This is a genomic window from Marinomonas arctica (assembly GCF_003259225.1).
GTDB classification, from domain to species: Bacteria; Pseudomonadota; Gammaproteobacteria; order Pseudomonadales; family Marinomonadaceae; genus Marinomonas; species Marinomonas arctica.
The window spans coordinates 163,530-190,160 of the sequence record NZ_QHJF01000011.1; the positions used below are offsets into that span (position 1 = coordinate 163,530).

General features: G+C 44.8%; 21 protein-coding genes. 11 read left to right on the forward strand and 10 right to left on the reverse strand.

All coding sequences use genetic code 11. The features are described 5' to 3' along the window. Both iolB and iolG read left to right on the forward strand, forming a co-directional pair. Window positions 1-816 (forward strand): 5-deoxy-glucuronate isomerase, encoded by an 816-nt coding sequence (iolB, locus tag DK187_RS08875; RefSeq protein WP_111606988.1) that lies wholly within the window; start codon window positions 1-3, stop codon window positions 814-816. 232 nt (window positions 817-1,048) lie between these two features. Continuing rightward, a complete protein-coding gene (iolG, locus tag DK187_RS08880) occupies window positions 1,049-2,047 on the forward strand; it encodes an inositol 2-dehydrogenase (protein WP_111606989.1) in 999 nt (332 codons plus the stop codon). A gap of 79 nt (window positions 2,048-2,126) precedes the next feature. Here the strand turns inward: iolG and DK187_RS08885 are convergent, their stop codons facing one another. The 7 genes from DK187_RS08885 to DK187_RS08915 all read right to left on the reverse strand — a co-directional run bounded on the left by DK187_RS08885 (window position 2,127) and on the right by DK187_RS08915 (window position 9,486). After that, complete coding sequence (locus DK187_RS08885) at window positions 2,127-2,540, reverse strand: acyl-CoA thioesterase (protein ID WP_111606990.1); 414 nt, start codon at window positions 2,538-2,540, stop codon at window positions 2,127-2,129. A gap of 110 nt (window positions 2,541-2,650) precedes the next feature. After that, window positions 2,651-3,667, reverse strand: a complete 1,017-nt coding sequence (locus DK187_RS08890; RefSeq protein WP_111606991.1) for a LacI family DNA-binding transcriptional regulator — start codon at window positions 3,665-3,667, stop codon at window positions 2,651-2,653. Next, on the reverse strand, window positions 3,664-4,299 hold the full coding sequence (locus DK187_RS08895; protein WP_111606992.1) for a protein-tyrosine phosphatase family protein: 636 nt from the start codon (window positions 4,297-4,299) through the stop codon (window positions 3,664-3,666). The genes DK187_RS08890 and DK187_RS08895 overlap by 4 nt, the downstream gene beginning before the upstream one ends. 57 nt (window positions 4,300-4,356) lie before the next feature. Then, window positions 4,357-5,229 carry an inositol monophosphatase family protein gene (locus DK187_RS08900; protein ID WP_111606993.1) on the reverse strand — a complete coding sequence of 291 codons (873 nt, stop codon included), beginning with the start codon at window positions 5,227-5,229 and terminating at the stop codon, window positions 4,357-4,359. A gap of 92 nt (window positions 5,230-5,321) precedes the next feature. Continuing rightward, window positions 5,322-6,446, reverse strand: a complete 1,125-nt coding sequence (locus tag DK187_RS08905; RefSeq protein ID WP_111606994.1) for an ABC transporter substrate-binding protein — start codon at window positions 6,444-6,446, stop codon at window positions 5,322-5,324. Between the two features lie 24 nt (window positions 6,447-6,470). Further along, the gene (locus DK187_RS08910; protein WP_111606995.1) at window positions 6,471-7,655 is read right to left on the reverse strand and encodes an ABC transporter ATP-binding protein; all 1,185 of its coding nucleotides are present in this window, start codon (window positions 7,653-7,655) and stop codon (window positions 6,471-6,473) included. Between the two features lies 1 nt (window position 7,656). Next, window positions 7,657-9,486 (reverse strand): ABC transporter permease, encoded by a 1,830-nt coding sequence (locus DK187_RS08915; RefSeq protein WP_111606996.1) that lies wholly within the window; start codon window positions 9,484-9,486, stop codon window positions 7,657-7,659. Between the two features lie 194 nt (window positions 9,487-9,680). Between DK187_RS08915 and DK187_RS08920 the strand changes: the two genes are divergently transcribed. From DK187_RS08920 to rnk, 9 genes are all read left to right on the forward strand, one after another. Then, entirely contained in the window at window positions 9,681-10,295 is a 615-nt protein-coding gene (locus DK187_RS08920) for a pentapeptide repeat-containing protein (RefSeq protein WP_111606997.1), read from the forward strand. 32 nt (window positions 10,296-10,327) lie between these two features. Continuing rightward, complete coding sequence (locus tag DK187_RS08925; protein WP_111606998.1) at window positions 10,328-10,867, forward strand: hydrolase; 540 nt, start codon at window positions 10,328-10,330, stop codon at window positions 10,865-10,867. A 117-nt stretch (window positions 10,868-10,984) separates the two neighbouring features. Beyond that, window positions 10,985-11,269, forward strand: coding sequence for a hypothetical protein (locus DK187_RS08930; protein WP_111606999.1), 285 nt, complete (start codon window positions 10,985-10,987; stop codon window positions 11,267-11,269). 99 nt (window positions 11,270-11,368) lie between these two features. Beyond that, complete coding sequence (locus DK187_RS08935) at window positions 11,369-13,771, forward strand: zinc/cadmium/mercury/lead-transporting ATPase (protein ID WP_111607000.1); 2,403 nt, start codon at window positions 11,369-11,371, stop codon at window positions 13,769-13,771. Window positions 13,772-14,110: 339 nt separating this feature from the next. Beyond that, entirely contained in the window at window positions 14,111-15,415 is a 1,305-nt protein-coding gene (fucP, locus tag DK187_RS08940; protein WP_111607026.1) for an L-fucose:H+ symporter permease, read from the forward strand. 112 nt (window positions 15,416-15,527) lie between these two features. After that, window positions 15,528-16,427, forward strand: coding sequence for an AraC family transcriptional regulator (locus tag DK187_RS08945; RefSeq protein ID WP_111607001.1), 900 nt, complete (start codon window positions 15,528-15,530; stop codon window positions 16,425-16,427). 129 nt (window positions 16,428-16,556) lie between these two features. Next, entirely contained in the window at window positions 16,557-17,903 is a 1,347-nt protein-coding gene (locus tag DK187_RS08950; RefSeq protein ID WP_111607027.1) for an MFS transporter, read from the forward strand. 28 nt (window positions 17,904-17,931) lie between these two features. After that, complete coding sequence (locus tag DK187_RS08955) at window positions 17,932-19,593, forward strand: glycoside hydrolase family 3 protein (protein ID WP_111607002.1); 1,662 nt, start codon at window positions 17,932-17,934, stop codon at window positions 19,591-19,593. A gap of 296 nt (window positions 19,594-19,889) precedes the next feature. Continuing rightward, window positions 19,890-20,303, forward strand: coding sequence for a nucleoside diphosphate kinase regulator (gene rnk / locus DK187_RS08965; RefSeq protein WP_111607004.1), 414 nt, complete (start codon window positions 19,890-19,892; stop codon window positions 20,301-20,303). Window positions 20,304-20,388: 85 nt separating this feature from the next. On the opposite strand, the gene DK187_RS08970 is transcribed toward rnk, so the two are convergent. The 3 genes from DK187_RS08970 to DK187_RS08980 form a co-directional block, all read right to left on the reverse strand. Further along, complete coding sequence (locus DK187_RS08970; protein WP_111607005.1) at window positions 20,389-24,387, reverse strand: non-ribosomal peptide synthetase; 3,999 nt, start codon at window positions 24,385-24,387, stop codon at window positions 20,389-20,391. Between the two features lie 180 nt (window positions 24,388-24,567). Next, entirely contained in the window at window positions 24,568-25,809 is a 1,242-nt protein-coding gene (locus DK187_RS08975; RefSeq protein WP_111607006.1) for an MDR family MFS transporter, read from the reverse strand. Continuing rightward, complete coding sequence (locus DK187_RS08980; RefSeq protein WP_111607007.1) at window positions 25,800-26,630, reverse strand: ABC transporter ATP-binding protein; 831 nt, start codon at window positions 26,628-26,630, stop codon at window positions 25,800-25,802. Before DK187_RS08980 ends, DK187_RS08975 begins: the two co-directional genes overlap by 10 nt. Window position 26,631: the final 1 nt, after the last annotated feature.

Consider the following 26,631-nt stretch of genomic DNA (forward strand, 5'->3'; position numbering starts at 1 on the left):
ATGTCACATCTACTAAGTAAAAGAAGCCAGCAAGCAGGGCAGTCACAGACTCAATTAGTGACGCCAGAAAGTGCCCATTGGCGTTATGTGGGATTTGAAGCGCACCTGCTTAAAGCTGGTGGGTCGGTTGTTATTCAAACCGGAACCGATGAAGTATGCGCGGTGATTTTGTCTGGTAAAGTCAACGCGAGCACTCAAAAAGAAGCATGGGAAAATATTGGCGACCGCATGAGTGTGTTTGAGCAAAAAGCCCCTTATTCTGTGTATTCCCCAGCGCACGATGAAATTCGGATCGAAGCCATTACCGATGTGGAAGTCGCCTTTTGCAAGGCACCGGGGAAAGGCGGATTTCCAGCGAAATTGATTACCCCTGAGCAATGCCAGTACGAAACTCGCGGTGTGGCCAGCAACACCCGTCATGTGTGTAATATCCTATTTGGCAATGAGCCTGCTGACAGTTTACTGGTGTGCGAAGTGATTACACCAAGTGGCGGTTGGTCTAGTTATCCGCCTCACAAGCATGATACCGATGCGGCGCCTGCGGAAACACAATTGGAAGAAACTTATTACCACAAGATTGATCCACCACAGGGCTTTGTCTTCCAACGAGTTTATACCGATGACAGAAGCATCGATGAAACCATGGCGGTGGAAAATGGTGATTTGGTCATGGTGCCAGAGGGCTATCATCCAGTTGGCGTACCGCATGGTTATCAATCCTATTATTTAAACGTCATGGCAGGGCCAAGTCGGAATTGGATTTTTCATAATGATCCGGATCACGCTTGGATTATTGAACGAGATAAAAAATTATAAATGGTTTTAATTTTTGGGCGACTACTGTGCTCGCCAATACTTTGTTGAAAATAGGAATAAGAAGGTTTTTGAAAGGTCTTCATTCATCGTCGCGACGTTACGAGCGAAGTAAAGACAAGGCAAAAACGAACGAGAAAACGGAGTTTATAGGTATAAATGAGTATTTCGAGTTCGTTTTTAACACAGTATTTACAAGCACAGTAGTCGCCTTAAATATACCTAAGGAAATATCATGCTTAATTTTGCGTTATTCGGTGCGGGTCGAATCGGAAAGATGCACGCTCAAAATATTCAGGCGTTTGCTCAATCTAACTTAAAATATGTCTTTGATGTCTATGCGCCGGCGGCAGAGGCCGTTGCGAAAGCCACTGGTGCAAAGGTTGCCGAAAGTGTGGAGATGGCCTTGGCCGATCCAGATGTGGATGCGGTATTGATTGCCACCAGTACGGATACCCATGTGGAGCTGATTATTAAAGCCGCCAAAGCGGGTAAAGCCATTTTATGTGAAAAGCCGATAGATCTAGACACAGCGACAGTAAACGCCTGCTTAGAGCAAATTAAAGATTGCCATGTGCCTATTCAGATTGGTTTTAATCGTCGCTACGATCCAAGCCATGCAGCCGTGGTAAAAGCCGCGCAAGATGGCAGTATTGGCAAATTAGAACAGATCATCATTACCAGCCGTGATCCGGGCATGGCGCCTGTGGAATACCTTAAATCGTCCGGTGGTATTTTCCGTGACATGATCATTCATGATTTTGATATGGCGCGTTTTGTCTTGGGTGAAGAGATTGTGGAGCTGCAAGCGTTTGGCAGCGCCATGGTGGATGAAAAAATCACCGAGATTGGCGATGTGGATAGTGTGATGGTCATCATGAAAAGCCAATCTGGCCGCTTGATTCATATCAACGGTTCACGTCGCGCGATTTATGGTTACGATCAACGGGTTGAAGCGTTTGGCTCAGAAGGCATGGTCATCTCGAATAACCAAACGCCGACTTCCGTCACCCGTTACACCAAAGATACAACGCAAGTAAAAGACCCATTGTACAACTTCTTTATTGATCGTTATGTGGATGCCTACAACTTGCAGCTAACCTCTTTTATTGAAAATGTTCTTGCAAAGAAACCTGTCTCCCCAAGTTTCGAAGATGGACGTCGTGCGCAAATGCTCGCCGATGCAGCACAGAAATCTTTGGAAACAGGGCAGAAAGTAACCTTGAGCTGGTAATTTCTAAACCGTGTTCTTTAGAATGCAAAAGGGCGAATAGCCCTTTTTTATTATCAGTTTTAACGTCATTTTGTTGGGTCTATTCAAATTCGGCAATAGATTGCTCGACTTTTTGTCTTATATCATCAGGAAACGGAATAGCTGCTTTTGCGGCTTTGGAGAAGCATACATAGGTGACATCGGCTTCAACGACGGGGGTGTTTGTTTCTACATTGATGATGGTTTGTTTCATGGTGATACTACGATTACCGATCTTAGTGTAATGGGTCTGTACTTCGAGCAGGTCGCCGAAGTTGGCTTCGGATTTAAAGTTGATGTTTATATTCACCACAGGCCAGACCAGATCTTGCTGCATCCAGTCGTCTTTATCGAAAAACTCATCAAAAAATGCCCAACGACCTTCTTCAATAAATTCTAAATAGCGGGCGTTGTTGACGTGTTGGAACAAATCTAGGTGATAACCACGTACTTTGATTCTTGTTTTGTTGAACATGCTGTTTTTCCCCACATAAAAATATCAGTCAAGAAGGTTACGGTTCTTCAAAAGGGAAGCAAATAACAAAATCGCTCGATTTTACTAACAGAGAATCTTGATGGTTGCGTTTAGCGTGGACGAACCGAGTGTCTCCAAACGGGCGGAGCGTGAAATATTAGATGCTGTTTTTTGCGCTCTTTATCAGAAGCATTTTCCAGTAATGTTGAAATGGCATCGGCCATTGCGCCAAGTGGTTGCGCAAAGGTGGTGAGTTGATAGCCAAGCCAACTGGCTTGTTCTATGTCATCGAATCCGACAATGCAAATATCTTCTGGAATACGTAGACCAAATTCCTTTTTTGCAACATCCATAAAGCCACAGGCGATCAAGTCGGTAACACAAAAAACACCATCGGGTCTGTCCCGTGAAGCCAATAAACGCCGTGCTGCATCAACGCCCGTTTGGTAGCTGGTGGGGCCAGCCCGTAGTAGGGTACAAGCTTGATTGGCGTTTTCTGCCGCTTTAATGAACAAGTTTTCACGGGCCAATAAGCTGGGTGATTGAATCGTAGACGAGACAACCGCAAGATTGCTACAGCCCGCTCGTAGCAGCATGTGATGGGCGTCAGCCATGGCAGATTGGTAATCTATGCTGATGTGGTCTGTGCCTTCAAATTGTCCGGCACGGTTCACAAGGATCACTTGTTGACCACTTTGTACACAAGTTTCAATCAAAGTAGTTTGTGGTGTGCCAGATAAAACAATGGTTGCCGAGGCGCGATAATTTAACGTTTGACGTAACGCCGCATCTGCACTGGCTTCGCCACCAGAGGTATTGATTACCATGACGGCTCGACCTGCTAGTTGAAGGCGCTGGGTGAGAGCGTCGAGCAAACTGGCTTGGTATGGGGCGTTAAGATTGGCACCAAGAATACAAACAGGGCGACTTTTCTCGCTGGATAAACCACGGGCAAGATGATTGACGTGGTAATTCAGTTCTGCCGCAGCAGCAAGTACGCGTTCACGTGTGTCTTTGGAAACGCTCGCACCTTGTGTAAAGGTGCGAGAAACAGCGGACCGAGAAACGCCAGCGAGTCTGGCAACCTCTGCAGCGCTGGCGATGTTTTTCGGTGGTTGTTTTTTCATTTATTTTTCATATCCTGACCAAAGCCTGCTTTGCGTAGTATTTTTTCCATGCTCGCTGCACGTTCTGCTAAGTGAATCAACGCCGGTTTTGGGGTTTCAAACCATTCATCGGGATGAAGCTCTCGTGTTTTACGAATGTGTGCGATGGCAGAATCCAGCGTCGGGTAGCGATCAGGGTATTCAAGATGTAAAAATAAGGCAACTATGATGACAGAACGGCTGCGTCCACCGCGACAATTCACTAAGATATTGCCTTTTTCGCGAACTTTATAAGAGGCTTTCTCAGGCAGTACTTGATCCAGTGCTGAACGCATTAAGTGATAACCTGCCAAGACCATAGATTCAGGATTACCAGGGCCGTCAATAAGGCCAATTTTATAATAACGAACACGAGCCGAACCATGCTTTAGTAAATGTTCTGGCGTATCTGGTTCCATCGAATCAACTAGGTCAATGTCTAGGTTTACAGCACAGTTTAGCACGACTTTGATGTTGTGTTTTTCAAGCAAATCCGCGTCGGCAACACCTGTGGAGCCGCCGATATAAATGTCAACGTCCCAGCCAGGAGTCTTGCTTTCGATTAAGCTAATCGGTGGACGCGGATAATGCTTTATTAATTTTTCAGATGTCATGATGTTTCGTTCTCTTTTTTGCGCTTGTCTTTTATAAGGTACAAATAAGCCAAGGTGTTAGGCAGTAAGTTCAAGTTCAGTCGCATGTTGGCTATTCATCGCTTCTTGGTCATTATGTTCAGCTGCAAGCGAGATCATGGTGTCATTGGAAAACTGTTCTGCCACACCGGGTGCAACAGCGAGAATGGGGCCGCCATGCGCTATCTCTTCGTGATTTTTAGGATAAACTCCCGTTCGTCCACCAGCCTCTCGAACCATGAGTAAACCTGCCAAGCAATCCCATGCGTTCATGTGTGACTCTGCGTAGCCATCGGTTCGGCCTTCAGCCACCCAAGCCAATGCCAATGCACCGGAGGCACCACGTCGAATATTGGTACCGCTTGCCAAAAGAGAAGAAACTATCGTCAAGTAGATTCCTTGGGGAACCCGTGTAGACCATCCTAATTCAAAGGAGGAACTATGAGTATCTCTTATGCCAGAAACACGTAGAGCTTGACCATTTTTGGTGACGTATTGGTCTTTTCTAGCCAAGTACATTTCGTTCGTCGCTGGATTATAAATCGCGCCAAGTAATGTCTCGCCATTATAAACAAAGGCGATGGAAATACAGAAATGATCTATGCCACGAGCGAAGTTGGCGGTGCCGTCAATCGGGTCAACTACCCAGAGTGAGGCATTGGTGACTGAACCTCCTGTTTCTTCCCCAAGTAATCCATCTTCAGGAAAAAGACGATAAATAGCCTGACGAATGTGTTCCTCGACCAGTGCATCGGCTTCAGTTAAAAAGTCTTGCTGTCCCTTCATGGTGAAGTCGCCGGGTTGTCTGGCGCGATAGCGTTCCAGTGCTAATGCGCCTGCGGAGAGAGTGATAGAATGTAGGGCGGCTTCGCGTTTTTCTAGTTCGCTTTTTTTGATGGTGTTGGGTGTCAAGGATGGATCCTTTTCTAAAATGTGGGATTGAGATCAGCTAAGAGTATTCTCGTCCTAACTGATCTCTTTTTTCGTTATTAATTAAGCTATCTCTAGTTTATTTTTTTAAAGCTTAGGCTCCATAGATCTTGCCAGTCTTGACGGCTTTCCCAGTCAGATTTTGCTGTAGACGCATCGTACCCCATGATTTGGTCGCGGACTTTATCGATACCTGCTGGTTCGTTATCAGGTAATTTAATGGTTTGATTGGTTGACATTTTACCGTCAACACCCTGTGGTGCGATGCCTTCGGCTGTCATCATGTAATGAATGAACAATTTTGCTGCGTTGGGGCTTTTCGTTCCCGTGGTAATGAAGCCTAAACCTGGATAGCTCCAACCACTAAATGGTACCATATCGGCACAAAGGCCTAGTTTCATGCCATTTTCGTTTTGACGAAATTTCGCTGCGCTCACCATGCCGACAAAGCTGTCTTTCACATCTGGTGCACCAACGGCATCAGCGGCTTCTGTATCAGAACTTGTGACTAATGGATGATTTTCTGCGAGTGCCTTTATGAAAGCCGCGGTGGCACTGTTTTCTTTGGTCTTTAGTGGCTTGCCGAATTCAGCTTGATAGGCATCGGCCATAGCTTTATCATGATGTGTGGCCAGCTGGTTAAACCAATCAGTGTAAGATGGCTTGCCAAGTGGGTCTTGCATGGCGACTTTGCCACGCCATTCAGGTTTGGTCAGTTGCCAAATATTGGTGACTGGACAGTTGTCATAAAGACCTGTGTTATAAGCCCAAATGTTGGGCGCTAAAACCACGGTAAGTGGGCTTTGATAGGTGGCTGGAATATGCTCAGCAAGATCCGTAGGAACCCAGCTGGTGACATAACCTTTAGATAATAACTGTTCCATACCTGCTGGCGCATCAGCAAGTATAGCGACGTCTGCTTTCACATTACCCGCTTTGGCTTCACGACTTACAATTTCTAGAATTTGTGACGCTTTGGCTTTTATGCCCGTTGCTTGAACACCGTATTTTTCGCTAAAAGATTCTGCCTGTTTAACAATTTTCCCTGTGGAATCATACACAGTCAACGGCGCTTCTTGTTTTGCGGCTGCGATTAATGCTTGAAGATCAAACGAGTCTGCGGCAGAAGCAGAAATAGAACTGAGAGCTGTTAAGCTAACACTCAGAGCAAGAAGGCTTTTTTTCATCGGGAAGTTCATAATAGTTTCCTTTTTAAGATTAGCTTATGCTTGTTTAACGAAGGGTTGATTGGTGTTTTTGGGGTTAGCTTTTTTAGGGTTAGGCAATGCTGAGCTGAGCAGTAAATGGCTGTAATCAAGGTGAGTTTCTGACAAAACAAGACGCTTCTCATCATGATCAAAAAAGTGCAATGAGTGTGTGGGTAAATAGGCGTTAATTTGCTCACCTTCACGCCATTTAGGACGTGACTGAGTGGAGTGGAATAATCGGTCTTCATCCAAGCTCAATTCAATTACCCAGCTACCGCCTGTGGGCATGATGTTTTCAATGTTCATTGGCAGAGTGTTGGCGTTTGCCGTGTCGGTCAGAATGATTTCTTCAGGACGAATGGCGCAGACATCAGCGAATTTGCTTTCTGGCAGTCTGGCTAGGATATGACTGGCAAGATTCATGAGTTCATCATTGGATTCTTTTAGCTTGATCAGATTGATTTTCGGATTACCAATAAACTCCGCCACAAAGCGATTGCTCGGCTCGGCGTAAATTTCGTCTGGTGTGCCGATTTGTTGTAGCTGTCCCTTATTCATCACCGCAATGGTATTGGCAAGGGTCATGGCTTCCCATTGGTCGTGGCTGACAAAAATAATGGTGGTGCCAAAGGTTTGATGCAAGCGACGCAGCTCGGCGCGCATTTCGAGTCGAAGAGTCGCATCAAGGTTTGATAAAGGCTCATCTAATAGCAGCACACCTGGATTTACCGCCAGCATGCGTGCTAAGGCAACACGTTGTTGCTGACCGCCCGACAATTGCGACGGGTAACGGTCTGCGTACTCAAGAATGCGTAACTTGCTCATCACATCAACGCAACGTTCTTTGCGTTCTTGGGCTGGCACCTTTTGTAAGCGCAAACCAAAATCCACATTGCGTTCCACTGTCATGTGCGGCCACAGAGCATAGTTCTGGAAGACTAAACCAATACGACGCTTTTCAGGTGGAATGAAACAAGACTGATGAACAGAATCGACAACTAAATCGTCTACGGCAATCTCCCCGCTGGTGGAATGTTCAATACCCGCAATCATACGCAAAATGGTGGTTTTGCCACAGCCCGATGGGCCTAGCAAACACATGAATTCGCCGTCTTCCACTGTCAGTGATACTTGGTCAACGGAAGGTTCAGTATTGCCGTCGTAGCATTTTGTTAGATTGGTTAATGTGATCGTAGGCATATTAATTCTCCAGACCTTGAGCCAAACCGGTACCAGAGATCTTTTGGATCAATACGGTGCCAAGCCAAGCGATAAGCGCAATCATTAAGACCACCGCATTGGCGGCTTGGTCGTAGTTATAATCGAGTAAACGCAGTGAATACGTGGTGAGAACATCGGTGGATGGAATCGCCAAGATAATGAACAGGCTGACGCCTTTAATACCGGAAATGAACGGCAACAGAATCCCAGTCGCCAATGGTCCAGCTTGTATTGGAATAATGATTTTGCCCATGCGGCTCAACCAATTGGCACCGGCAATACGCGCCGCTTCTTCGGGTTCTTTACCCAGTTGCGTCATGGCTGCGATGCCAGATCGGCTCGCAAAGGGCATTTTTTCTGCTACGAGAGCGATGATGAGAATCAGCGGTGTCCCATACAGCGCTGGAATCGGGCCACGCGCCACCGCGAACAAAGATAAAAACGCTGCCGCAAAGGCAATGCCGGGAACCAAGTAAGGCAAGAAGGTAATTTGGCGTAAGAAAGAGCTCACACTTTTGAATGAGCAACGTAACACCGCGTAACCGACTAACAAACCAAGCACACCAGAGATTATTGAAGACGAACCGACAATCACAATAGTGTTCCATGCGGCTTGCCAAAATTCTGGTGTCAGTAAGATGCCGTTGCGAAGGGCAACCGTGTCTAAATTACTGCCTATCCAATAGTCGAACGTGAAGTTTTCAAGGGTAAAGCGACCGGGCAAAATCATGATGGTGGATAAAAACAGGGTCAGTAGCGGTAGAACCACACCGATCAATACAAAGGCACCCGCAAAGCCAGATGCAGGTATGCGCATACGGCCCAGCTTGCGTAATCTGTCCATATTGCCTTTGCCGCCAACAGTAACGAAGCGACGGGCTTCTTTCATCATGCGTACATCAATCAGTAAGGTCATCACGCCAATGATCATAATCACACCGGCAATGACCGCGGCTACGCCATTTTGTCGTGTGTCTAAGGCGCGATATAGTCCAGTTGCTAATGTGTCGTAGCGCACTGGTAAACCTAAAATATACGGCACCGCAAATTCGCCAATACAATCGGCAAATATCAATAAAACCGCTGACATTAGTGCAGGGCGAATCAAGGGTAATACGATAGAGAAGGTGATGACTCGTGATGGTGCACCGAGTACACGAGCGCTGTCTTCCATTTGTGTATCAAGACGGCGTAACGCATTGCCGACAATCAGAATTACCAATGGCGTGTAATGCAAAACCAAGATAAAAACGATAGGAAAGTAACCGTAAGCCACACTGTTTGATGTGGTTATGCCTAAGGATTCTAGCCAACCGGGTTGTCCGCCAACAGTGCGGTTTTTAAAAATCGTCGTCCAAGCAAGGGCGAACGTCCACGTCGGTAACATAAAAGGCACAATCAGCGCCGTGGCGAACCAAGCGCGTCCCGCCATGTTGGTGCGATTCACTAACCATGCCAGCACCACGCCAATACTCATAGAAAACATCACAGTGCCAGCGGCAATGGCTAAGGTGTTGTAGAGTGGTTGCCATAACAAGATTTCAGAAATACGTGAAAACAGCGTACGAACAATATAGTAAAGGGTAAAGCTGCCTTCGTCTTGATGGGTTCTTACTTCGTCTCCGGATTGCACGATAAAGGAATCCACAAGAATGGAGAGCACAGGTGCAAGAATCAAATAAGCAAAGAAAATAGCCAGAACCAGACCCATCAAATTAGCGGGTTCATGTCTGGCAACAGCAAATGAATGCCTTGCGCGTCGCCAAAGATTTGGCTTCTTTTGCTCTGTTGCGTTGAGCAGGGTGGACATAGGTTATTCCCTAGAGGTGTATTTAATTTTCTAAACAATAATCTTCCTCTATGACAAGCCGATGACATTTTGCACATATGTGCAAAAATTTTTACCTTACATTCACACTCATGTTGACGATGGACGTAGCATGATTCGATTGAGCGTACTGAGATCTCTTGATACCTTTGTTTTTCTAATCACAGGAGAATTTGATGGCCAATTTAACGAATCCACAGCAATTGCTGAACGATGAGGCTTTTTATGGAAAGACCTTTACTGATTTGTCTATGGTTCAGGAAAGTGTGAGCCGTAAGGTGTTTGAGTCTTGTGTGTTTGAGTCATGTGATTTCAGCGAAGCATTTTTTGATGCCTGTACTTTTAAAGATTGTCAGTTCCGTAAGTGCAAATTAACCGCAGTGAATGTGAGAAACAGCAAGTTCTCCGACGTGCAGTTTTATGAATCAAAGGTGTTGGGTGTGGATTGGACCAAAGCCTATTGGCGAGGCTTGGAGCTTGGTGCGCCGCTATTTTTTAAAGAGTGTCTGCTCAATGAATCGTCGTTTTATGGCTTGAAGCTATCGGGAATTGTTCTCGAAGATTGCCGAGCGCATGACGTGGATTTTAGAGAAGCAACGATTTCCCGGGCGCGTTTTACTGGTACCGATTTAACCAATAGCTTGTTTGTGAATACCAATCTAACTGGTGCCGATTTTAACGGTGCGACCAACTATGATATTGATGTGAAGAAAAATACCATTAAAAACGCCATCTTTTGTCGTTACGAAGCGGTCAGTTTGCTGACGTCACTGGGTATCAAATTGGTTTAAAAGTAGCGTGTAACAATAAAAAGGAAAGCAGCATGTTAAGAAAAGACAAAACGGGTTTGGTGGTGATCGATGTTCAAGGAAAGCTAGCGACGATCGTTCATGACAGTGAGGTGTTTATCGCCAATTTGGTTAAGCTGGTAAAAGCCGCCAAACTATTGGGTTTACCCATTTTGTGGCTGGAGCAAAACCCAGAAAAATTGGGCGCAACGGTGCCTGAGTTACGCGAAGTGTTGGATAGGGTTGAGCCCATTGCTAAGTATTCCTTTAGCGCCTGTGGTGAACCTGCTTTTGTCGAGGCAGTGAAAAAAGCCAAGATGAATTCGTGGCTGATTACCGGTATTGAAGCGCATATTTGTGTGTATCAAACCGCGTTAGGCTTGCTGGATTTAGGTTATGACGTGGAGCTGGTCAGCGATTGCGTGTCATCTCGAACGATAGAGAATAAAGACATGGCGCTTGCTAAATTGGCTCGTAAAGGCGCGGAAGTGACCAGCCTTGAAATGTGCTTATTTGAACTGATTGGTGATTGTCGAGCGGATGAGTTTAGAGGAGCGCTTAGTCTAATTAAGTGATTGACCTCCTGTAGGGTGGGGTTATTTTGTGTTTAATTTACCTTGATTGGTCTGCTTTGTGGTTTAATCCAAAGATTCGTTTTCCTTGTAATTACCTTTTCCCTTTAGGCAGGCCGCATGAACATAGATAAATCGAAAAAACGTATCGCAAAGAAAGTCAAAATGGGTTTTAAAGGTTATCCGCAACTGTCCATTGCGTATTTCGGTGACACAAAAGACATCGCTACAGAAGTTGTGGTGACTTTTACTGCAGAAGAGGGCGCAGAGCCGCAAGCACAGCGTTTTGCAGGACAAAGTGATGTACGCGAAGACGAAGTGATTCAATCGGCCTTGGTGAAAATTATGGAACGCACCGATGCCAAAACGGTATTAGAAGTAGAAGGTGTTTCAATTAAGAGCTAAGACTCTTTTTATTTTTTAAATAATAGGCAGTAGATGCTTGACCTTGGAGTATGCTCCAAGGTCTACACTCTTGTTATAGACTCATAACAGGAGAGATTTATGCATCACTCATCAGGTAAACATACAGAAAATTGCCAATCTCATTCTTCATGTCAGTGTTACCTTTCTAGTCAATCACAAGTTCATGTTCATCGAGCTCATTATCATCAAGAGACAAGCGGGTCTTGTTGTTCAGCGCCAAGTGACGTTTCCTCTTGTTGCGCAAGCGATGATAGTGGCTCAAAAGAAAGTCAGTGTTGTTCTTCCAGTGAGGAAGACGACGCCAGTTGCTCTGCCTCTACTAATACAAATGACGATGCCTCTGTAGCGCAAGAAGTCGGAAAGCAAATATATAGTTGGCGTGTCAGCGGTATGGATTGCGCCAGTTGTGCGCGCTCTATTGAGAAAGCGGTTTCTTCCGTAGAAGGTGTAGTAAGTGCCAATGTGGTTTTCTCTACTGAAAAACTTCGCGTGTCGGTGAATGCTGATGTGTCTGACAAAATTCAACACGCTGTAAAAGGCATTGGCTTTGACTTAGTTTCTTTGAGTGACAGTGCTGCCAAGCAGCAGAGCCAAAAGCCTACCCACTCTGAACAACAAATGACGTCATGGTTTTCTCGCCAAAAATTAACCGAATACGGTCCAATCATCGCTTTGGCTGTACTGATGTTATTGAGCTGGGGGATAGCCCAGTTTAACCCTGTGTTTGGCGAAACGGCTTTTATTGTCACGACCTTGGTTGGCTTAGTCCCCATCATGAAAAAGTCATGGCGCATGATGCGCAGCGGTTCGCCGTTCGCCATTGAAACCCTAATGAGCGTGGCGGCAATCGGCGCGTTATTCATTGGCGCTACGGCAGAAGCGGCCATGGTGTTGTTGCTGTTTATGATTGGCGAGAGCTTGGAATCCTTTGCGGCGAATCGTGCGCGCAAGGGCGTTAGCGCCTTGATGGCCTTGTTGCCAGAAGAAGCGTTGATTATCAAAGATGGCGAGCGCCAAAAAATCGCTATTGTGGATTTACGTCCAGGTGATGAAATTGAAGTATCACCGGGTGAACGCTTGCCGGCGGATGCTGAGCTGTTGTCCGGTATGGCAAGCTTTGATGAAAGCGCCTTGACGGGGGAATCTGTTCCTGTTGAGCGTTCATCTGGTGAAAAAGTGCCAGCAGGGAGTCTGTTGGTCGATAAGGTGGTGCGGCTCAAGGTAGTGTCAAAGCCGGGTAAAAACGCCATAGATCGAATTTTACAGCTTATTGAAGAAGCGGAAGAGCGCCGAGCACCACTTGAGCGCTTCTTAGATAAATTCAGTCGTATTTATACGCCCGTGATCATGCTGATTTCTGTCTTGGTGATCTTGATTCCGCCTTTGGCTTTCGCTCAATCTTGGGATACGTGGATTTATCGCGGTTTGGCTTTGTTACTGATTGGCTGTCCTTGTGCCTTGGTGATTTCGACACCAGCAGCGATAACCTCTGGGTTGGCAGCGGCAACTCGTCGAGGCGCTTTGATTAAAGGGGGCTTGGCGTTAGAGCAGCTTGGTCGAATCAAAACCATCGCTTTCGATAAAACGGGTACGTTAACCGAAGGTAAGCCAAGTGTGACAGATGTGGTGACTTTTCATAACGTTAATGTGAATGATGTATTGGCGGCAGCAGCGTCCGTTGAGATGGGATCGCACCATCCTTTGGCGAAAGCTATTGTGCATTACGCCGAACAGCAAGGCGTTGCTTTCGTTCACGCTGATAATCGTAAAACCTTGGCGGGTGTTGGTGTGGAAGGGGATTTTGCGGGAAAGAAAATCAAGATCAGTTCCCCTAGTAAGCTGGATCAGGCTTTAGACGAGTCGATTCAACAGCAAGTGATGGGCCTTGAAGAAGAGGGCAAAACAGTCGTTATTGTACTGGAAGACGGCGAGCTAACGGGTTTGATCGCATTACGAGACAGATTGCGTGATGATGCGAAGGCGGCATTGAAAGACTTGGCGGATCTGGGGATTAATGGCGTGATGTTAACGGGGGATAATCCCCGTGCCGCGGCGGCCATTGCTACCGAGCTGAACATAGATTTTCGCGCGAGTTTATTACCAGAAGACAAGGTCGCTGCTGTCACTGAGCTTAACCAACGACAAGCCACCGCCATGGTGGGCGATGGCATCAATGATGCGCCCGCGATGAAAGCGTCTACGATAGGTATTGCCATGGGTAGCGGCACAGACGTGGCGTTAGAAACCGCCGATGCTGCCTTGACCCACAATCGTTTGCAAGGCTTGGCTGAGATGATTCGTTTATCCCGCGCGACGAACGTGAATATTCGTCAAAATATTACCATCGCCTTAGGCTTAAAAGCCGTGTTTTTAGTGACAACTTTGTTAGGTATAACGGGGTTGTGGTTGGCGGTATTGGCGGATTCTGGTGCGACAGCATTGGTGACAGCGAATGCTTTACGCTTGTTAAGAAAGCGCTGAGTAGAGCATGGTAGTAGTGCCCTAAATGAACCGCCAGTCATAAATATTTCATTTATGTTAATGAAATGGGTAAGAAAAAATTAATAACCGCCATAAGCTACGAAGTTTTGCTTTGTAGGCTCATCTTTATAGAAAGTTGGTGATAGGATTTCGCACCTTGTGTTTGATGTTGGTCGTAGAGCGGATGTTTTTGGTGGTGTTAAACCAACCACAAAACGCTCACACTGCGGTTAGCCTATATCAATGTCTGATGCTGGTGAGGTGCTTTTAGTCTGTCTTTTTGAAGACGGCAAGCACGTCCTATCATCCAACTATAAAATAATAGATGTTGTTTGCTTTATGAAAAATCAAAATACAGCTCCTGAAAAGTCCCTCTCTGCCCCGTTCGTTTATCCGAACATGAAAATCGCGTTTATCCTATTGATTACCTGTTTTGCGGCATGGGGCGTTGCGGCCAACATGACCGATCCATTGGTAAAAGTGTTTAGCAAGATTTTTACCATGAGCACCTTTGAATCCGCCCTTGTGCAGTTCGCTTATTACGGCGCATATTTCTGTTTGGCGATCCCAGCGGCGTTTATCAACGCACGTTACTCTTATAAAGCGGGTGTATTGACTGGTTTAGGTTTGGCTATTTTAGGGGCCTTGGCTTTTTATCCTGCCAGCGTGTCGATGACTTATGGTTTCTTTTTGGCGGCGCTGTTTATTTTGGCAGCAGGCTTGTCTATTTTAGAAACCTCAGCGAATCCTTTTGTGATGACCATGGGGCCAGAAGGCAGCGCAGCGCGTCGTTTGAACTTAGCTCAGGCGTTCAATCCGGTTGGTACTAACATCGGTGTATTTCTTGCTGCGACATTGATTCTTCCTAACCTAAACACAGCTTCAGCCGAAGAAAGAGCCAGCATGGCGCCAGAAATGCTACTGAGCATTCGTGCGGATGAGCTAAACAGCGTGATGACACCTTATGTCGGCATGGCGTTTGTGTTGATGATTATCTGGGCGCTTATCTATTTCATGCGTATCCCTAAATCAGAGAACAAGGTTAATGTTGACGAAGTTCAGACGATTGATTTCATGGCGACATTAGGCCGATTACTTGCCCGAAAACAGTACCGTTGGGGTGTAGTAGCGCAGTTTTTTAACGTAGCGGCGCAAACTTGTACTTGGACCTTTACCATTCAATACGTACAAGAAACTCTAGGTGGCACCGAAGCCAGCGCGTCTGATTATTTACAGTACAGTTTGATTATTTTCTTGATATCGCGTTTTGTGATGACCTGGTTGATGGGCTTTTTCCGTCCCGCTGTGTTGTTGAGTATCTTGGCGCTATTGGGTACGGCTTTGTGTTTGTACGCTGTTATGGTGCCAGATGTAACCGGTGTTTGGGCTATCGTGTCTATTTCTGCCTGTTTATCTTTGATGTTCCCAACCATTTACAGCATCGCGTTGGACGGTCTTGGTAGCGATACGAAATTTGGTTCTGCGGGTTTGGTCATGGCTATTTTGGGTGGTGCGGTTATGCCGCTTGTGCAAGGCGCAACCATTGATGAATACGGCGCGATTATTTCTTATGTTGTGCCTGCAGTCTGTTTCTTAGTGGTGGCAGCGTACGGCATGTTCTCAGTGAAAAATACCACGGTTTAATCACTGATAAACATCTATAAAGAGCCTCGCTAATGCGGGGCTTTTTTTTGCCTGTGACTTTGTGCCTTAACTTCCTTATCATCCGGTAAACTATTAAGGAAGTAGGTTTGTTATGTATTTGTCGAACAGAGCGGAAATATTAGAAGAAGAAAGCCGCGTATTTGCCCATTCTGTGACGCAGTGCGAGTTGCATCATCACGATGCACATGAGTGTTTGTGGGTAGTAAAAGGCCGTATTCGCGTACAAGTCATGGATGAGATATTCGCTTTACAGGAAGGCGATGTGTTATTCATCAATAAAGACTTACCTCATGCCACACAATCGATAGAGGACGATAACCTAGTACTTTGTCTGCAACACAATTTTGCCAGTTTGGCTTTGGATAGCAGGCCAATGAAAGACTGGAACTTAGTCCAGAAAAGTATGTTGCCGAACATTAAGCAGCTCATAGCGCACCTCTGGTGGGAACAGCACTATAAAGCGGATCATTGGCAACAAGCACAAACGAGCTTATTGGCTCAACTTGGATTGTTATTTACTCGATATTTTCCTCCTACAAATCCCACTAAGCCTGATTTGATGGAATCTACTCTATTAATGAATGACTTGCTAAGTCAAATTTCTTCGCGTTATCAAGAGCATATTTCTTTGTCTCTGTTAGCCGAGGAGCTAGGTTTGTCGGAGGCCTATTTAAGTCGCTACTTTAAAGCCAAAGTTGGCGAGACTTTTTTGCGTTATCTGACACTTTATCGGTTGGAAAAGAGCTTGTCTGATCTTGCTCAAAAACCGAAAAAGGCCATATCAGATATTGCTTTGGATCACGGTTTTCCTTCGGTGAAAGCCTTTAATATGGCGTTCCGTAGAGAATACGATTGCACACCAACAGAGTTTCGTCTTAAACATGAGAAAGTAGCTTTGGTGAGTGTTGGCCAAGCGTATGCTGGAATTGATATTGCACTGTTAAAGATGCGAATTATGCCTTGGTTGGATAAGCAATTTTTATACTTATAACCTACGCTGATTTTTCAGGTTAAATTTTCAGGTCAAAAAAAGGCTATTGAGCAGGTCAAAAATCGGATAGCGTGTTTGATATTAATTCCCATAATGAAGCCAAACAATAAATACAAAAAAGGTTTCATTATGAAGAAGTTGTCGTTTTTCGATAAGGTTAGTTATGGCTTTGGTGACTTAGCCAGTAATGTGGTGTTTACTGCGGTTGGCACCTATTTAATGTTTTTTTATACCGATGTGTTTGGAATTTCTGCGGCTTTGGTCGGGACTTTGTTCTTTGTCACCCGAATGTGGGACGCCATATCCGATCCCATTATGGGTATGATAGGTGATAGAACCCAAACGCGGTTTGGTAAGTTTCGACCTTATTTACTCTATGTGCCTATTCCTTTAGCGATTGTCGCTGTACTCACGTTTACGACGCCTGATCTGGATGAATCCGGCAAGATCATTTGGGCATTTGTCACCTATATTCTATTGATGACACTGTATACGGCCATCAATATTCCATACTCTTCTTTACCAGCCACCATATCGGATAGCCCAATTGAGCGCGGTCAAATGGCATCGTTTCGTATGGTGTTGGCGTTTACAGGTGCCTTGTTGGTTAACGCCGGAACCCTTCCCTTAGTGGAATTCTTTGGCAATGGCAATAAACAGCAGGGTTTTCAATACACCATGATGTTGTTAAGTGCCATTATGGTGGTGATGTTTTGGTTGTGCTTTTCCCGTGTTAAAGAGCGAGTTCCGGTTATCAAACAAGACTCTTCCCTAAAAGACGATTTTGCTGTGGTAATCAAAAATCGTGCATGGTGGGTGACATTATTAGTAGGGATACCGACTTTCACCTTTGCTTTATTGCCTTTTTCAGTAGCTATGTACTTTTTCACCTATAACGTGGGGGATGTCAGTGCAGCAGGACTGTTTTTTACTTTTGGTACGTTAGGCATGATTGCGGGAGCTCTCCTGACGATTACAGTCGTAAAGTATCTATCTAAACGCATTATTATGATTATCTCAGCGCTGGGCAGCATGCTTTGCATTGGTAGCTTATATTGGCTTTATGTTGTCGATGTTAAAGTCATTTACGCCATTATTTTTGTTAGTCAATTCTTTATCGGCATGTGCGCTTGCGCTCTTTGGGGAATGGTATCGGATACCGCGGATTATATTGAGTGGAAATCGGGTCGACAAGTTGTTGGTTTATCAACGAGCTCTGTTACTTTTTCACATAAATTTGGTATGGGTTTAAGTGGAGCCTTTGTTGGGGCAGGGCTTAGTTTTGTTGGTTATCAGGCAGGTGTAGAACAAAGTGAAGAATCTAAACATATGATTTTATTACTGATGAGTCTAATTCCTGCTTTTGGATGTGCATGTATTGCTTTGATTGCCAATTTTTATCCAATTACTCAAGCCGTAGAGAACGCTATGCAATCTGAGTTACGAGCTAATCGTGAAGCCAAATTAAGAGTGTAAGCTAATATTTAATAAAGGAATTGTTACTATGTATGAGTCTTTTCGAAAGACACCGTTTTATCTAAACGATCAAGCCATTGAGTGGGTTAGTAAGACTTATTCAGAATTAACATTGGAACAAAAAGTTGGACAACTTTTTAATCTAATGATTTTAAATAACTCAGATGAAGAATTATCTTTAGTCAAATTAATTCAGCCAGGTGGCATAACGAAGTTTATAGTGGAGGAGCTTGATAGCGAAGTGAAGATTATGAATCAACTTCGTGATCATTCTAATCTTCCTCTTTTGGTGAGTGGCGACCTTGAAGGTGGTGGCATGAGCTTTTCATTTGGTGCTCAAGTGCCAAACCAGCTTGGCCTTGCGGGACTAAAAGATGAAAGGGCGGTGGAGTATTGTACTCAGGTTATTGCACAAGAATCGAAACTTTTGGGGTTCAACTGGTCTTTTACCCCAGTTATCGATATCAATGCTAAGTTTCGTAGTGCCATAGTGGGTACCAGATCTTATGGTAGCGATGTTGATATCATTGAACGCATGAGTCGGGCAAATATTACGACTTTCCAAAACAATGGCATTGCGGCCACGGCTAAGCATTGGCCGGGTGAAGGTTTCGACGATCGAGACCAACATCTAGTCACGACGGTCAATCCACTAAATATGTTGGAATGGGAAGAGCGTTATGGACGACTTTATCGTAGTGCGATTGAATGCAATGTGATGTCGATTATGTCGGCGCACATTGCGTTGCCTGAGTACGTAAAATCCCATGATGACAACCCTGAAGAATGGTGGCGACCAGCCAGTGTAAGCAAATTGCTTAATGAAAAACTGCTGCGTGGTGAGTTGGGCTTTAATGGCTTAATTGTTTCTGATGCGACTACCATGGCTGGTGTGAGTGGTTGGGCAAAACGAGAAGACGTGGTGGCTGAGATTATTGAAAATGGCTGCGATATGCTGTTATTTTGCAAAGACCCAGTCGAAGATTATGCGTTTATGTTAAAAGCGGTGCGTGAAGGTCGAGTATCGGAAGCGCGACTAGAGCAATCTGTGCTGCGTATTTTAGCGATGAAAGCGGCCTTGGGTTTGCAGAACAAACCGGAAGAAATTAGTGTCGATAAATTTAATGCACTGTTGGCTTCTGACTACGCCGATAAGATATCTGAGTTAAATCGTCGTACTGTGCATTTAGTCAAAAATCGTAATGATATTTTGCCGATTAGTTTAGACCATCATAAGCGAGTGTTGATTATTTCCACAGGTTTACGACATACTTTTGTTGCTGAGCCTCTGCCACTGAGCGTGGCGAGTATATTAAGGAATGAAGGCTTTCAGGTAACAGAGTTTCATGCAGGAATGGCTTTAAATGTGAATGATTATGATTGGGTGCTCTATCTATCCGCAGATGAATCCATGTTGTTGAAGTCGCATATTTATATTGATTGGATGGCATTACAAGATGGTTTTGTGAATGCTACCTATCGTCCTTGGGTGGATATTCCAACGGTGATGGTGTCTTTTGGTCACCCTTATCTTTTGTATGATGCGCCGAAAGCGCCAGTTTACATTAACGCTTACAGCCCTTTATTAGAGGTTCAACAGGCCGTTGTCGATGGTTTATTAGGCCGACTGAGCTTTAATACCGATGCTGCTATTGATCCGTTTTGTGGGTTAGAGCAGCTGCGTTATTGATCGATGGGGGTTTTGATAACAAGAGCTTGTGTGCTTTATGCATACAAGCTTTTTTTGTTTGCTGACTTTGTGTTTAAACTCGCTTATGATGGTCCATTGTGGTGCAAAACCACCGCTCTACTTGGAAAGAGCGAGTGTTATAAAAACAAGGAAGGTTTCTTGCCAGAGCAAATTCCCCTTCCACTATACTTTTTACACACGAAAAAATTTCTGAATCAAGTCGTAGGTGACTCGTTTACTTACGGCTTTTTTCTATTTTAAGCAATAGGTTAGACCAAGAGAATAATAGGTAGATTATGATGCAAAGACCGCAAATAACCATTTCATCATTAGATGCTGTGAGACTTGAGAAAATACTGGATTCGCTCAGCTATGCGCAATTTCCTAACAAAGATGACTTGCAGGAGGAAATTAACCGCGCCGACATTGTTGAACCACAAGAGATGCCAGACAATATTGTGACGATGAATTCAACGGTGACGTTTCGCGTTTTGTCTTCAGACAAGTCGTTTTCAAAAACCTTGGTGTATCCAAAAGATGCCAACGGCGCTGAAGATACGGTTTCTGTTTTAGCCCCTGTTGGCAGTGCCTTACTGGGTTTAAAAGAGGGCGATCAAATCGATTGGCCAAAGCCAAATGGTGATGTACTGTCGGTTGCCATTATTAAAGTGGAGTATCAGCCTGAACGTGCTGGGGAGTTTCAACGGTAGGGGGGGGGCCTGTATTATTGTGCCGATAAACAATAACCCCTTACGTTGCGTTTGGGGTTATTGTTATCTTTTTGACTCTTTAAGCTTAGGTGTTTGTTTTTTCAGCCGAAAGTCGCAGATGGTCATTGATAATAGGGCCAATGAGGTTCAATGGGTCAGAATCCAGCATGTCTTGGTGTCTACATGGAATGTGGTGAGTCTCTATCTTGCCTGTAATTCTCGACGCCCAAGCGTTGGATTGATGCTCAAGGATGTTGCCCATTGAACCATTGGCGCTGTCCTCGGCGACAAAAAACAGTAAATCTGCATCCACCTTGCCAGGTTTAAAGCGCCCTGCGAGTGCTAGATTGTTCTCTATGACAGTTTGGACTCGATCCATAATATCCGCTTGTTTTTTTTGTATATCTTGTACCACTGACATGGATGAGTCGTCGTAATTTCGCCATAGCAGTGAGGCCAGCTCTTCTTTGTTAACCGGTAGCTTTTCTAGTGTGCTGAGATCATAACCAAGAAAGAGCAAAGCGGCCCTGATAATATCCGCTTCATTGTCAGGCTGTTGGTAGTCAAGTTTATATGGGTAGCTGTCTAGCATGCATAAAAAGGACACCGTTTCCTGTTCTGTTTGCAGCTTTTCTGCAATAGCATGAGCAACCAACCCACCAAATGACCAACCTAGTAGACGATAGGGGCCTTGAGGTTGCACGCGCTTAATCTGTAATAAATATTCTTCTGCCATTTCTTCGATGGAGGTTGGTAAGCGTGCTGAATGGCGTAATCCTATGGCTTGCAAGCCAAATACAGGTGTGGACTTGGCTAAATGACGCAGTATACCTGCGTATCCCCAAGAAAGCCCCAGCGCAGGGTGAATGCAAAACAACGGTGAATCCGTACCGCTTGATTTGATTGGTAGCATGCTAATCATGGGATCCCAGTCGTCGCTATGACTGAGATAATCTGAAAGATCGGCAATGGTTGACGCTTTAAAGAGCACGCCCAGTGGCACTTCAATTAACAGGTTCTTTTGAATGTGATTTAAAATTCTTGTCGCCGATATGGAATCGCCGCCAATTTCAAAAAAGTTATCGTGGATGCCAACTAATGTAAGCCCCAGCGTTTCCGCCCACAGATTGGCCAGCATTTCTTCTAACTGATTTCTTGGTGCCTCGTAACTATTCGATGCTTGCCAAGTTGGCAATGGTAAGGCTTTTCGATCCACTTTTCCGTTTGCGGTTAATGGTAAGTCATTTAGCAATATAAAGTGTGCAGGGACCATATAGTCAGGTAGCACATTTATCAGCTGTCTACGCAGTTCATTGGTGTCTAGATTTTTATCGACAGGGATGACATAGGCAACCAGTTGTTTGTTTTCATCGGGTGAGGTTTGAGCCACGACAATGGCTTGTGTCACTTCTCGACACGCAAGTAATGCGGATTCTATGTCGCCTATTTCAATACGGAAGCCGCGGATTTTAATTTGATGATCGTCGCGACCTTGATATTCCAGTAGCCCGTCTTGGCGCCAACGGGCTTTGTCTCCTGTGCTGTATAGGCGGCTGCCTTTTTTACCGTATGGATTGGGGATAAAACGTTCTTTCGTTAACTCCGGTCGTTGGTAGTAGCCCAGTGCTAAACCGTCTCCGGCAATGTACAAATCCCCTGTTACTCCCACAGGGACAGGCTCCATGGCGTGGTCTAAAACATACATTTGAGTGTTTAGTAGAGGTCTACCAATAGGAGGATGATTGAGGTCCGTTGGCTTAACAAGCGGCATAATACTCGACCAGATGGTGGTTTCGGTTGGGCCATAAAGATTGATAACAGGGTGCCCCAAATTTGCCATGGTTTGAGCCAGTTGACCTGGTAACGCTTCACCGCCCACCAAAGGTTGAATACCTTTGAGTTCATTGCTGTAGGTTGGTAACAGTGCCTGCCAAAGCGAAGGGGTCGCTTGAAGCAAGGTGACTTTTTCTTTGACTGCGAGTGCGGTTAATGCCTGTGGATCACGAACGGTTTTTCTATCCGCAATAACAACGGATGCTCCGCTGGTAATCGGCAAGAAGAGTTCAAGGATAGAAATGTCGAAGGAAATGGTTGTCACCGCCAGGAACGTATCTTTACCGGTAAGATTGAGTTCTTTTTGCATGGCATATAAAAAATTCATTAAGGCGCGATGCGGAATTTCTACGCCTTTTGGTCGCCCAGTAGAGCCCGACGTATAGATAACATAAGCGGGGCTGTTTCCTTGAATTGATACGTCAGTAGGGTGCGTAATATGGCTGTCTAGGGGGATATCCGAATGCAGTTCATCAATCAATATGATCTGAGTGTCTACTTTGGGTAACTGTTCGATGGCGTCTCGACAACTGAGTATTAATTTGGGCTGAGCGTCTTCGAGTATGCTGCGAAGGCGCTCCTCTGGAAAATCTGGATCCAGTGGTAAATAGGCGGCTCCGGCTTTTAGTGTGCCCAGTAACGCCACTAGCATGTTGCTATTGCGAGTGAGCGCAATCGCTACCAAATCCCCTGAACCTATGTGTTCACTGATCAGTTTGTTTGCCCACGCATTAGACAGAGCATCCAGTTCTGAATAGGTTAATTTACTTTGCTCAGAAGAGACCGCGATGGCAGTTGGCGTACGGAGTACTTGGTCTCTAAAGGCTTCAACTATGGACTGTTGTGGAATCGAATAAGCGGTATCGTTCCAAGTATGCAGGATTTTATGACGCTCATCCTCTGATAATAATGTGGCTTTACTGACTGGGTCGCTTGGCGCAGCAAGCATTCCGTTGATCAGGCGTTCAAATTGCGCAAGATGGTTCTCTAATTCACGTTCTGTGTAGCGAGTAGGATTCGCATCGAATTCTACTTTTAGGCCATTGTTGTCGTGTCGATCGAAGATAAACACCGTCAAGTCATCAATTAAAGCATTGCTTAAGTTATGCAAAGACGTTTTGCAATCACCAAAGGTTAAGTCGTAATCAAAAGGTTCAATATTGACCCCTAAAGAGGCTATTTGTTGCCCTGCCGACATGAGCCCAAGTTCACGCTTGAGATCTTCATAGCGATACTGTTGGTGTCTTAGAGCATTCAGTACGACTTTAGACACTTGTTTGATGAGTTGTTCTAGTGTTATCTCTGTGGTTAAACGCAGCCGAATGGGTACGGCATTGGCCATCATTCCTGGAATACTGCGTTGTAATCGATTGGTTCTTGCTGTGACAGGCATAGCAAACACTAAGTCATCAGCTCCCGTCACGCGATAAAAATACGCCGCCACGAAAGCAATAAGGGTTTGCGGCAAACTGGCGCCTACACGCTGTGCCAGCGTCGATAATGCGTTGGTTAATGTCTGGGATAAGTGCACATTTTTTCGCAGCTGTTTTTGATTAGATGGCGTGACCCTTTGTGAGAGTGAAGTGGTTTCTGGTAAGTTGATTAGGTTTCCTAGCCAGTATTGGCGGTCTTTTTTGTAACGCTTAGAGGATTTATACTCATGCTCACTTTCGATAAGCGCCTTTAAAGAGCCAAACGGATTTTCTTCCTCGTTCTGGTTGGTGAGCCTCGCTTGATATATGTCAGCAAGTCTTTGCGTCAGTAAATTTCCCCCAAAGCCATCTAATGCAACATGATGACAACGATGGTACCAGTAATAATGTTGTTCGCTGATTTTTATCAAAGCACTCAACCATAACCTATCATGAGGTTGGGTGAGTGGTTGTTGCATGTCATCTTTCATCCATTGCATGGCAGTCTGGTGGGGAGTGTTGGTCGAGCTGACATCAAAGAAACAGAAGTAGTTATCGCCTGCTTCGTCGATGACTTGCATCAGTTGATCGTCCTTTTCGACGATACGAGTACGAATACATTCCGCTTCGGTAATTAATTGCTTAATAGCCTCGGTGAAGCAATCTATGTTAAGAGCACCTTGTATCTCGATGTATTCAGCGATATTAAAGGCCGTATTTTTAGAAGAGAGTTTTTGAGCAATCCATTGCCCGCGCTGTGCGGTTGAAAGAGGTAAGGTTAGTGATTGTTTTAACGCAGTATTTTTTGAACCATAGGGGGGATTTTGAGTGTTAATCATCACTTGCTCCTGCAAAAAACATAATCCGTGTAAAGTACGTGATCAATTTGTACTTAATTTTTACATAACTTAACATGAATCAATTCATTGGTTAAGTGTATCTGAGATAATTTACATATATATGAATTTAATAAGTATGGGGAAATTTACCTACGCAAGTTTATAACAGGTGGACTCGCTCTAAGATGAAAGAGCGATATCCTGCTCTTTTGTCTGGTTTGAGACCTGTATAAATAACAACATACCTGATAACGCACCAGCACAAGCTAAGCCAAGCCAAATCCAGCTATGATTAACCTCAGTAGAAGACAGTAGCCAACCTGTGCTGATATTGCCAGCAAAGGCATACAATCCGCCAATACAGGAGTACAAGCCATAATGACTGCCTAATTCTTTAGGAGGACAAAATTTAGGGACATAAGCGCCTAAAAGTGGAAACACCAGCATGGAACCGATACTAAAAAAGACAGCGCATATAATAAAAGGTAAGGCCGGTAGCCAAGGTGTGCTTAGAATAAGCCAAAGATAGCCAGTCCCCATTATTGTCATACCCAATCCCATTCCTCGAGCGACGCCTAAATGGGAGTCTACAAAGCGGCTGACCGGCATTTGCATTAAGACGCCCATGATTGAAGACGTGGCAAAGACCCACGTGATGATACTGACATCTTGTGTCACGATACGAATTTCATGAGGAATGGCAATGTAGAGCTGATGAAATAATAACTGATATATTGAACCGCATAAGACGAATTGCATGAAAGCTTTGTGCGTTAGCATGCGCCCCCATTGCTGCCAAAATGGTTGGTTAGGTATTTTAGATGGCTCTTTTTGAGATGCCAATTCAGGCAAAAAACGCCACTGGATCACGAATAATATACTAAATAAGCTCGCTGAGACTAAGCCTACTACGGCAAAATCGATATAGAGTAGGATTAAACCAACTAATGGCCCTAATAACATTCCGGCTTCTGAGGTGAGATTCTGCAGAGCAAAAACTTTGTTTCTAGCGTTCTGATCAGGGTACTCAGAGGCCAAGTAAGCTTGACTACTGGGAGTAAAGAGTGCGCCAGCAAATCCTGAAAAGAAAGCACCTAGTATTAAAATAGGAATGCTTTGTCCGATACCCAATAAGGCAAAACCTGCGATACGAACAGCACAACCTAGAAGAATAAGACGTTTATAGCCGAGATGATCACCAAGGGTTCCACCTACTAAAAATAAGCCTTGTTGGCTTAAAACGCGAAGACCGATAATCACACCAACGTACCAGCCACTAATGCCGATTTTGTGCTCTAAATGATCTGCTAGATAAGGCAGCAGCATATAAAAACCGAGATTAAAGGTGAAGCCGTTAATGACCAACACCTGGCCGGCTGGAGAGAGGAGCTGCCAATCTCTTAAAAAGTGTCTTAAATGCATATAGTACGTTTCGACTGTAAGTGCTGTGATTTTATCGTGGGTTGGTGTGGTGTGAAACCTTGCCGAATGGTTCTAATAAAGGGAATGCCATATGAATCTTTGGTGACTTCAGCATTGACATCATAGACATCTTTCACCAAGGCGGGCGTCAGAATCTCGCTTGGGTGACCACTTGCAATGACATTACCGTCTTTTAACACTAATAAGTTGTCCGCGTACTGAGCGGCCAAATTAAGGTCATGTAAAACCATTAAAGTAACCCAGCCTTGTTGCTTGGTTTCGGTATCTAGATGATCTAATAAAACATGTTGAAAATGCAGATCTAATGCACTGACAGGTTCATCAAGCATGAGAATTTTCGGGGTTCTCATGAGTGCCTGAGCAAACAATATCATCTGACATTGTCCGCCACTTAATCTATTGACCGGACGATTTGCGAGGTGAAGCAAGCCAATCTTTTCGAGTGCAATTAAGGCTTTTTTTATTAGAGCATCGTCCAGACGTAAGCTTAAGGCATCGAGTTTTCCTAGCAACACGACCTCAAGTACACTAAGTTCAATATCCAGCTTAATGTCTTGGGGCATGTAACCGAATTGCTCGCGCCATTGGGAAAGTTGCTTGCGTTTTAAGCTGGCTTCGTTAAAAGAGATATCACCAGACTCAGGTAAAATATCACCAAATAAGGTTTTTAACAGTGTACTTTTCCCCGTACCATTTGGCCCTATGATGACATTCACTTTGCCGGGTTCTAGGGAAAAAGACATATCCTTTGCAAGAGTGAGATTATCCAATGAAACGTTCAAATTCTTAATTTTCAGCATA

Coding starts and splice junctions, on each gene's coding strand:
- DK187_RS08925 (WP_111606998.1), top strand. CDS start 10,328: ATGTTAAGAAAAGACAAAACGGGTTTGGTGGTGATCGATGTTCAAGGA.
- DK187_RS08970 (WP_111607005.1), bottom strand. CDS start 24,387: ATGATTAACACTCAAAATCCCCCCTATGGTTCAAAAAATACTGCGTTA.
- rnk (WP_111607004.1), top strand. CDS start 19,890: ATGATGCAAAGACCGCAAATAACCATTTCATCATTAGATGCTGTGAGA.
- DK187_RS08915 (WP_111606996.1), bottom strand. CDS start 9,486: ATGTCCACCCTGCTCAACGCAACAGAGCAAAAGAAGCCAAATCTTTGG.
- DK187_RS08930 (WP_111606999.1), top strand. CDS start 10,985: ATGAACATAGATAAATCGAAAAAACGTATCGCAAAGAAAGTCAAAATG.
- iolG (WP_111606989.1), top strand. CDS start 1,049: ATGCTTAATTTTGCGTTATTCGGTGCGGGTCGAATCGGAAAGATGCAC.
- DK187_RS08885 (WP_111606990.1), bottom strand. CDS start 2,540: ATGTTCAACAAAACAAGAATCAAAGTACGTGGTTATCACCTAGATTTG.
- DK187_RS08945 (WP_111607001.1), top strand. CDS start 15,528: ATGTATTTGTCGAACAGAGCGGAAATATTAGAAGAAGAAAGCCGCGTA.
- DK187_RS08905 (WP_111606994.1), bottom strand. CDS start 6,446: ATGAACTTCCCGATGAAAAAAAGCCTTCTTGCTCTGAGTGTTAGCTTA.
- iolB (WP_111606988.1), top strand. CDS start 1: ATGTCACATCTACTAAGTAAAAGAAGCCAGCAAGCAGGGCAGTCACAG.
- DK187_RS08935 (WP_111607000.1), top strand. CDS start 11,369: ATGCATCACTCATCAGGTAAACATACAGAAAATTGCCAATCTCATTCT.
- DK187_RS08910 (WP_111606995.1), bottom strand. CDS start 7,655: ATGCCTACGATCACATTAACCAATCTAACAAAATGCTACGACGGCAAT.
- DK187_RS08895 (WP_111606992.1), bottom strand. CDS start 4,299: ATGACATCTGAAAAATTAATAAAGCATTATCCGCGTCCACCGATTAGC.
- DK187_RS08920 (WP_111606997.1), top strand. CDS start 9,681: ATGGCCAATTTAACGAATCCACAGCAATTGCTGAACGATGAGGCTTTT.
- DK187_RS08955 (WP_111607002.1), top strand. CDS start 17,932: ATGTATGAGTCTTTTCGAAAGACACCGTTTTATCTAAACGATCAAGCC.
- fucP (WP_111607026.1), top strand. CDS start 14,111: ATGAAAAATCAAAATACAGCTCCTGAAAAGTCCCTCTCTGCCCCGTTC.
- DK187_RS08950 (WP_111607027.1), top strand. CDS start 16,557: ATGAAGAAGTTGTCGTTTTTCGATAAGGTTAGTTATGGCTTTGGTGAC.
- DK187_RS08980 (WP_111607007.1), bottom strand. CDS start 26,630: ATGCTGAAAATTAAGAATTTGAACGTTTCATTGGATAATCTCACTCTT.
- DK187_RS08975 (WP_111607006.1), bottom strand. CDS start 25,809: ATGCATTTAAGACACTTTTTAAGAGATTGGCAGCTCCTCTCTCCAGCC.
- DK187_RS08890 (WP_111606991.1), bottom strand. CDS start 3,667: ATGAAAAAACAACCACCGAAAAACATCGCCAGCGCTGCAGAGGTTGCC.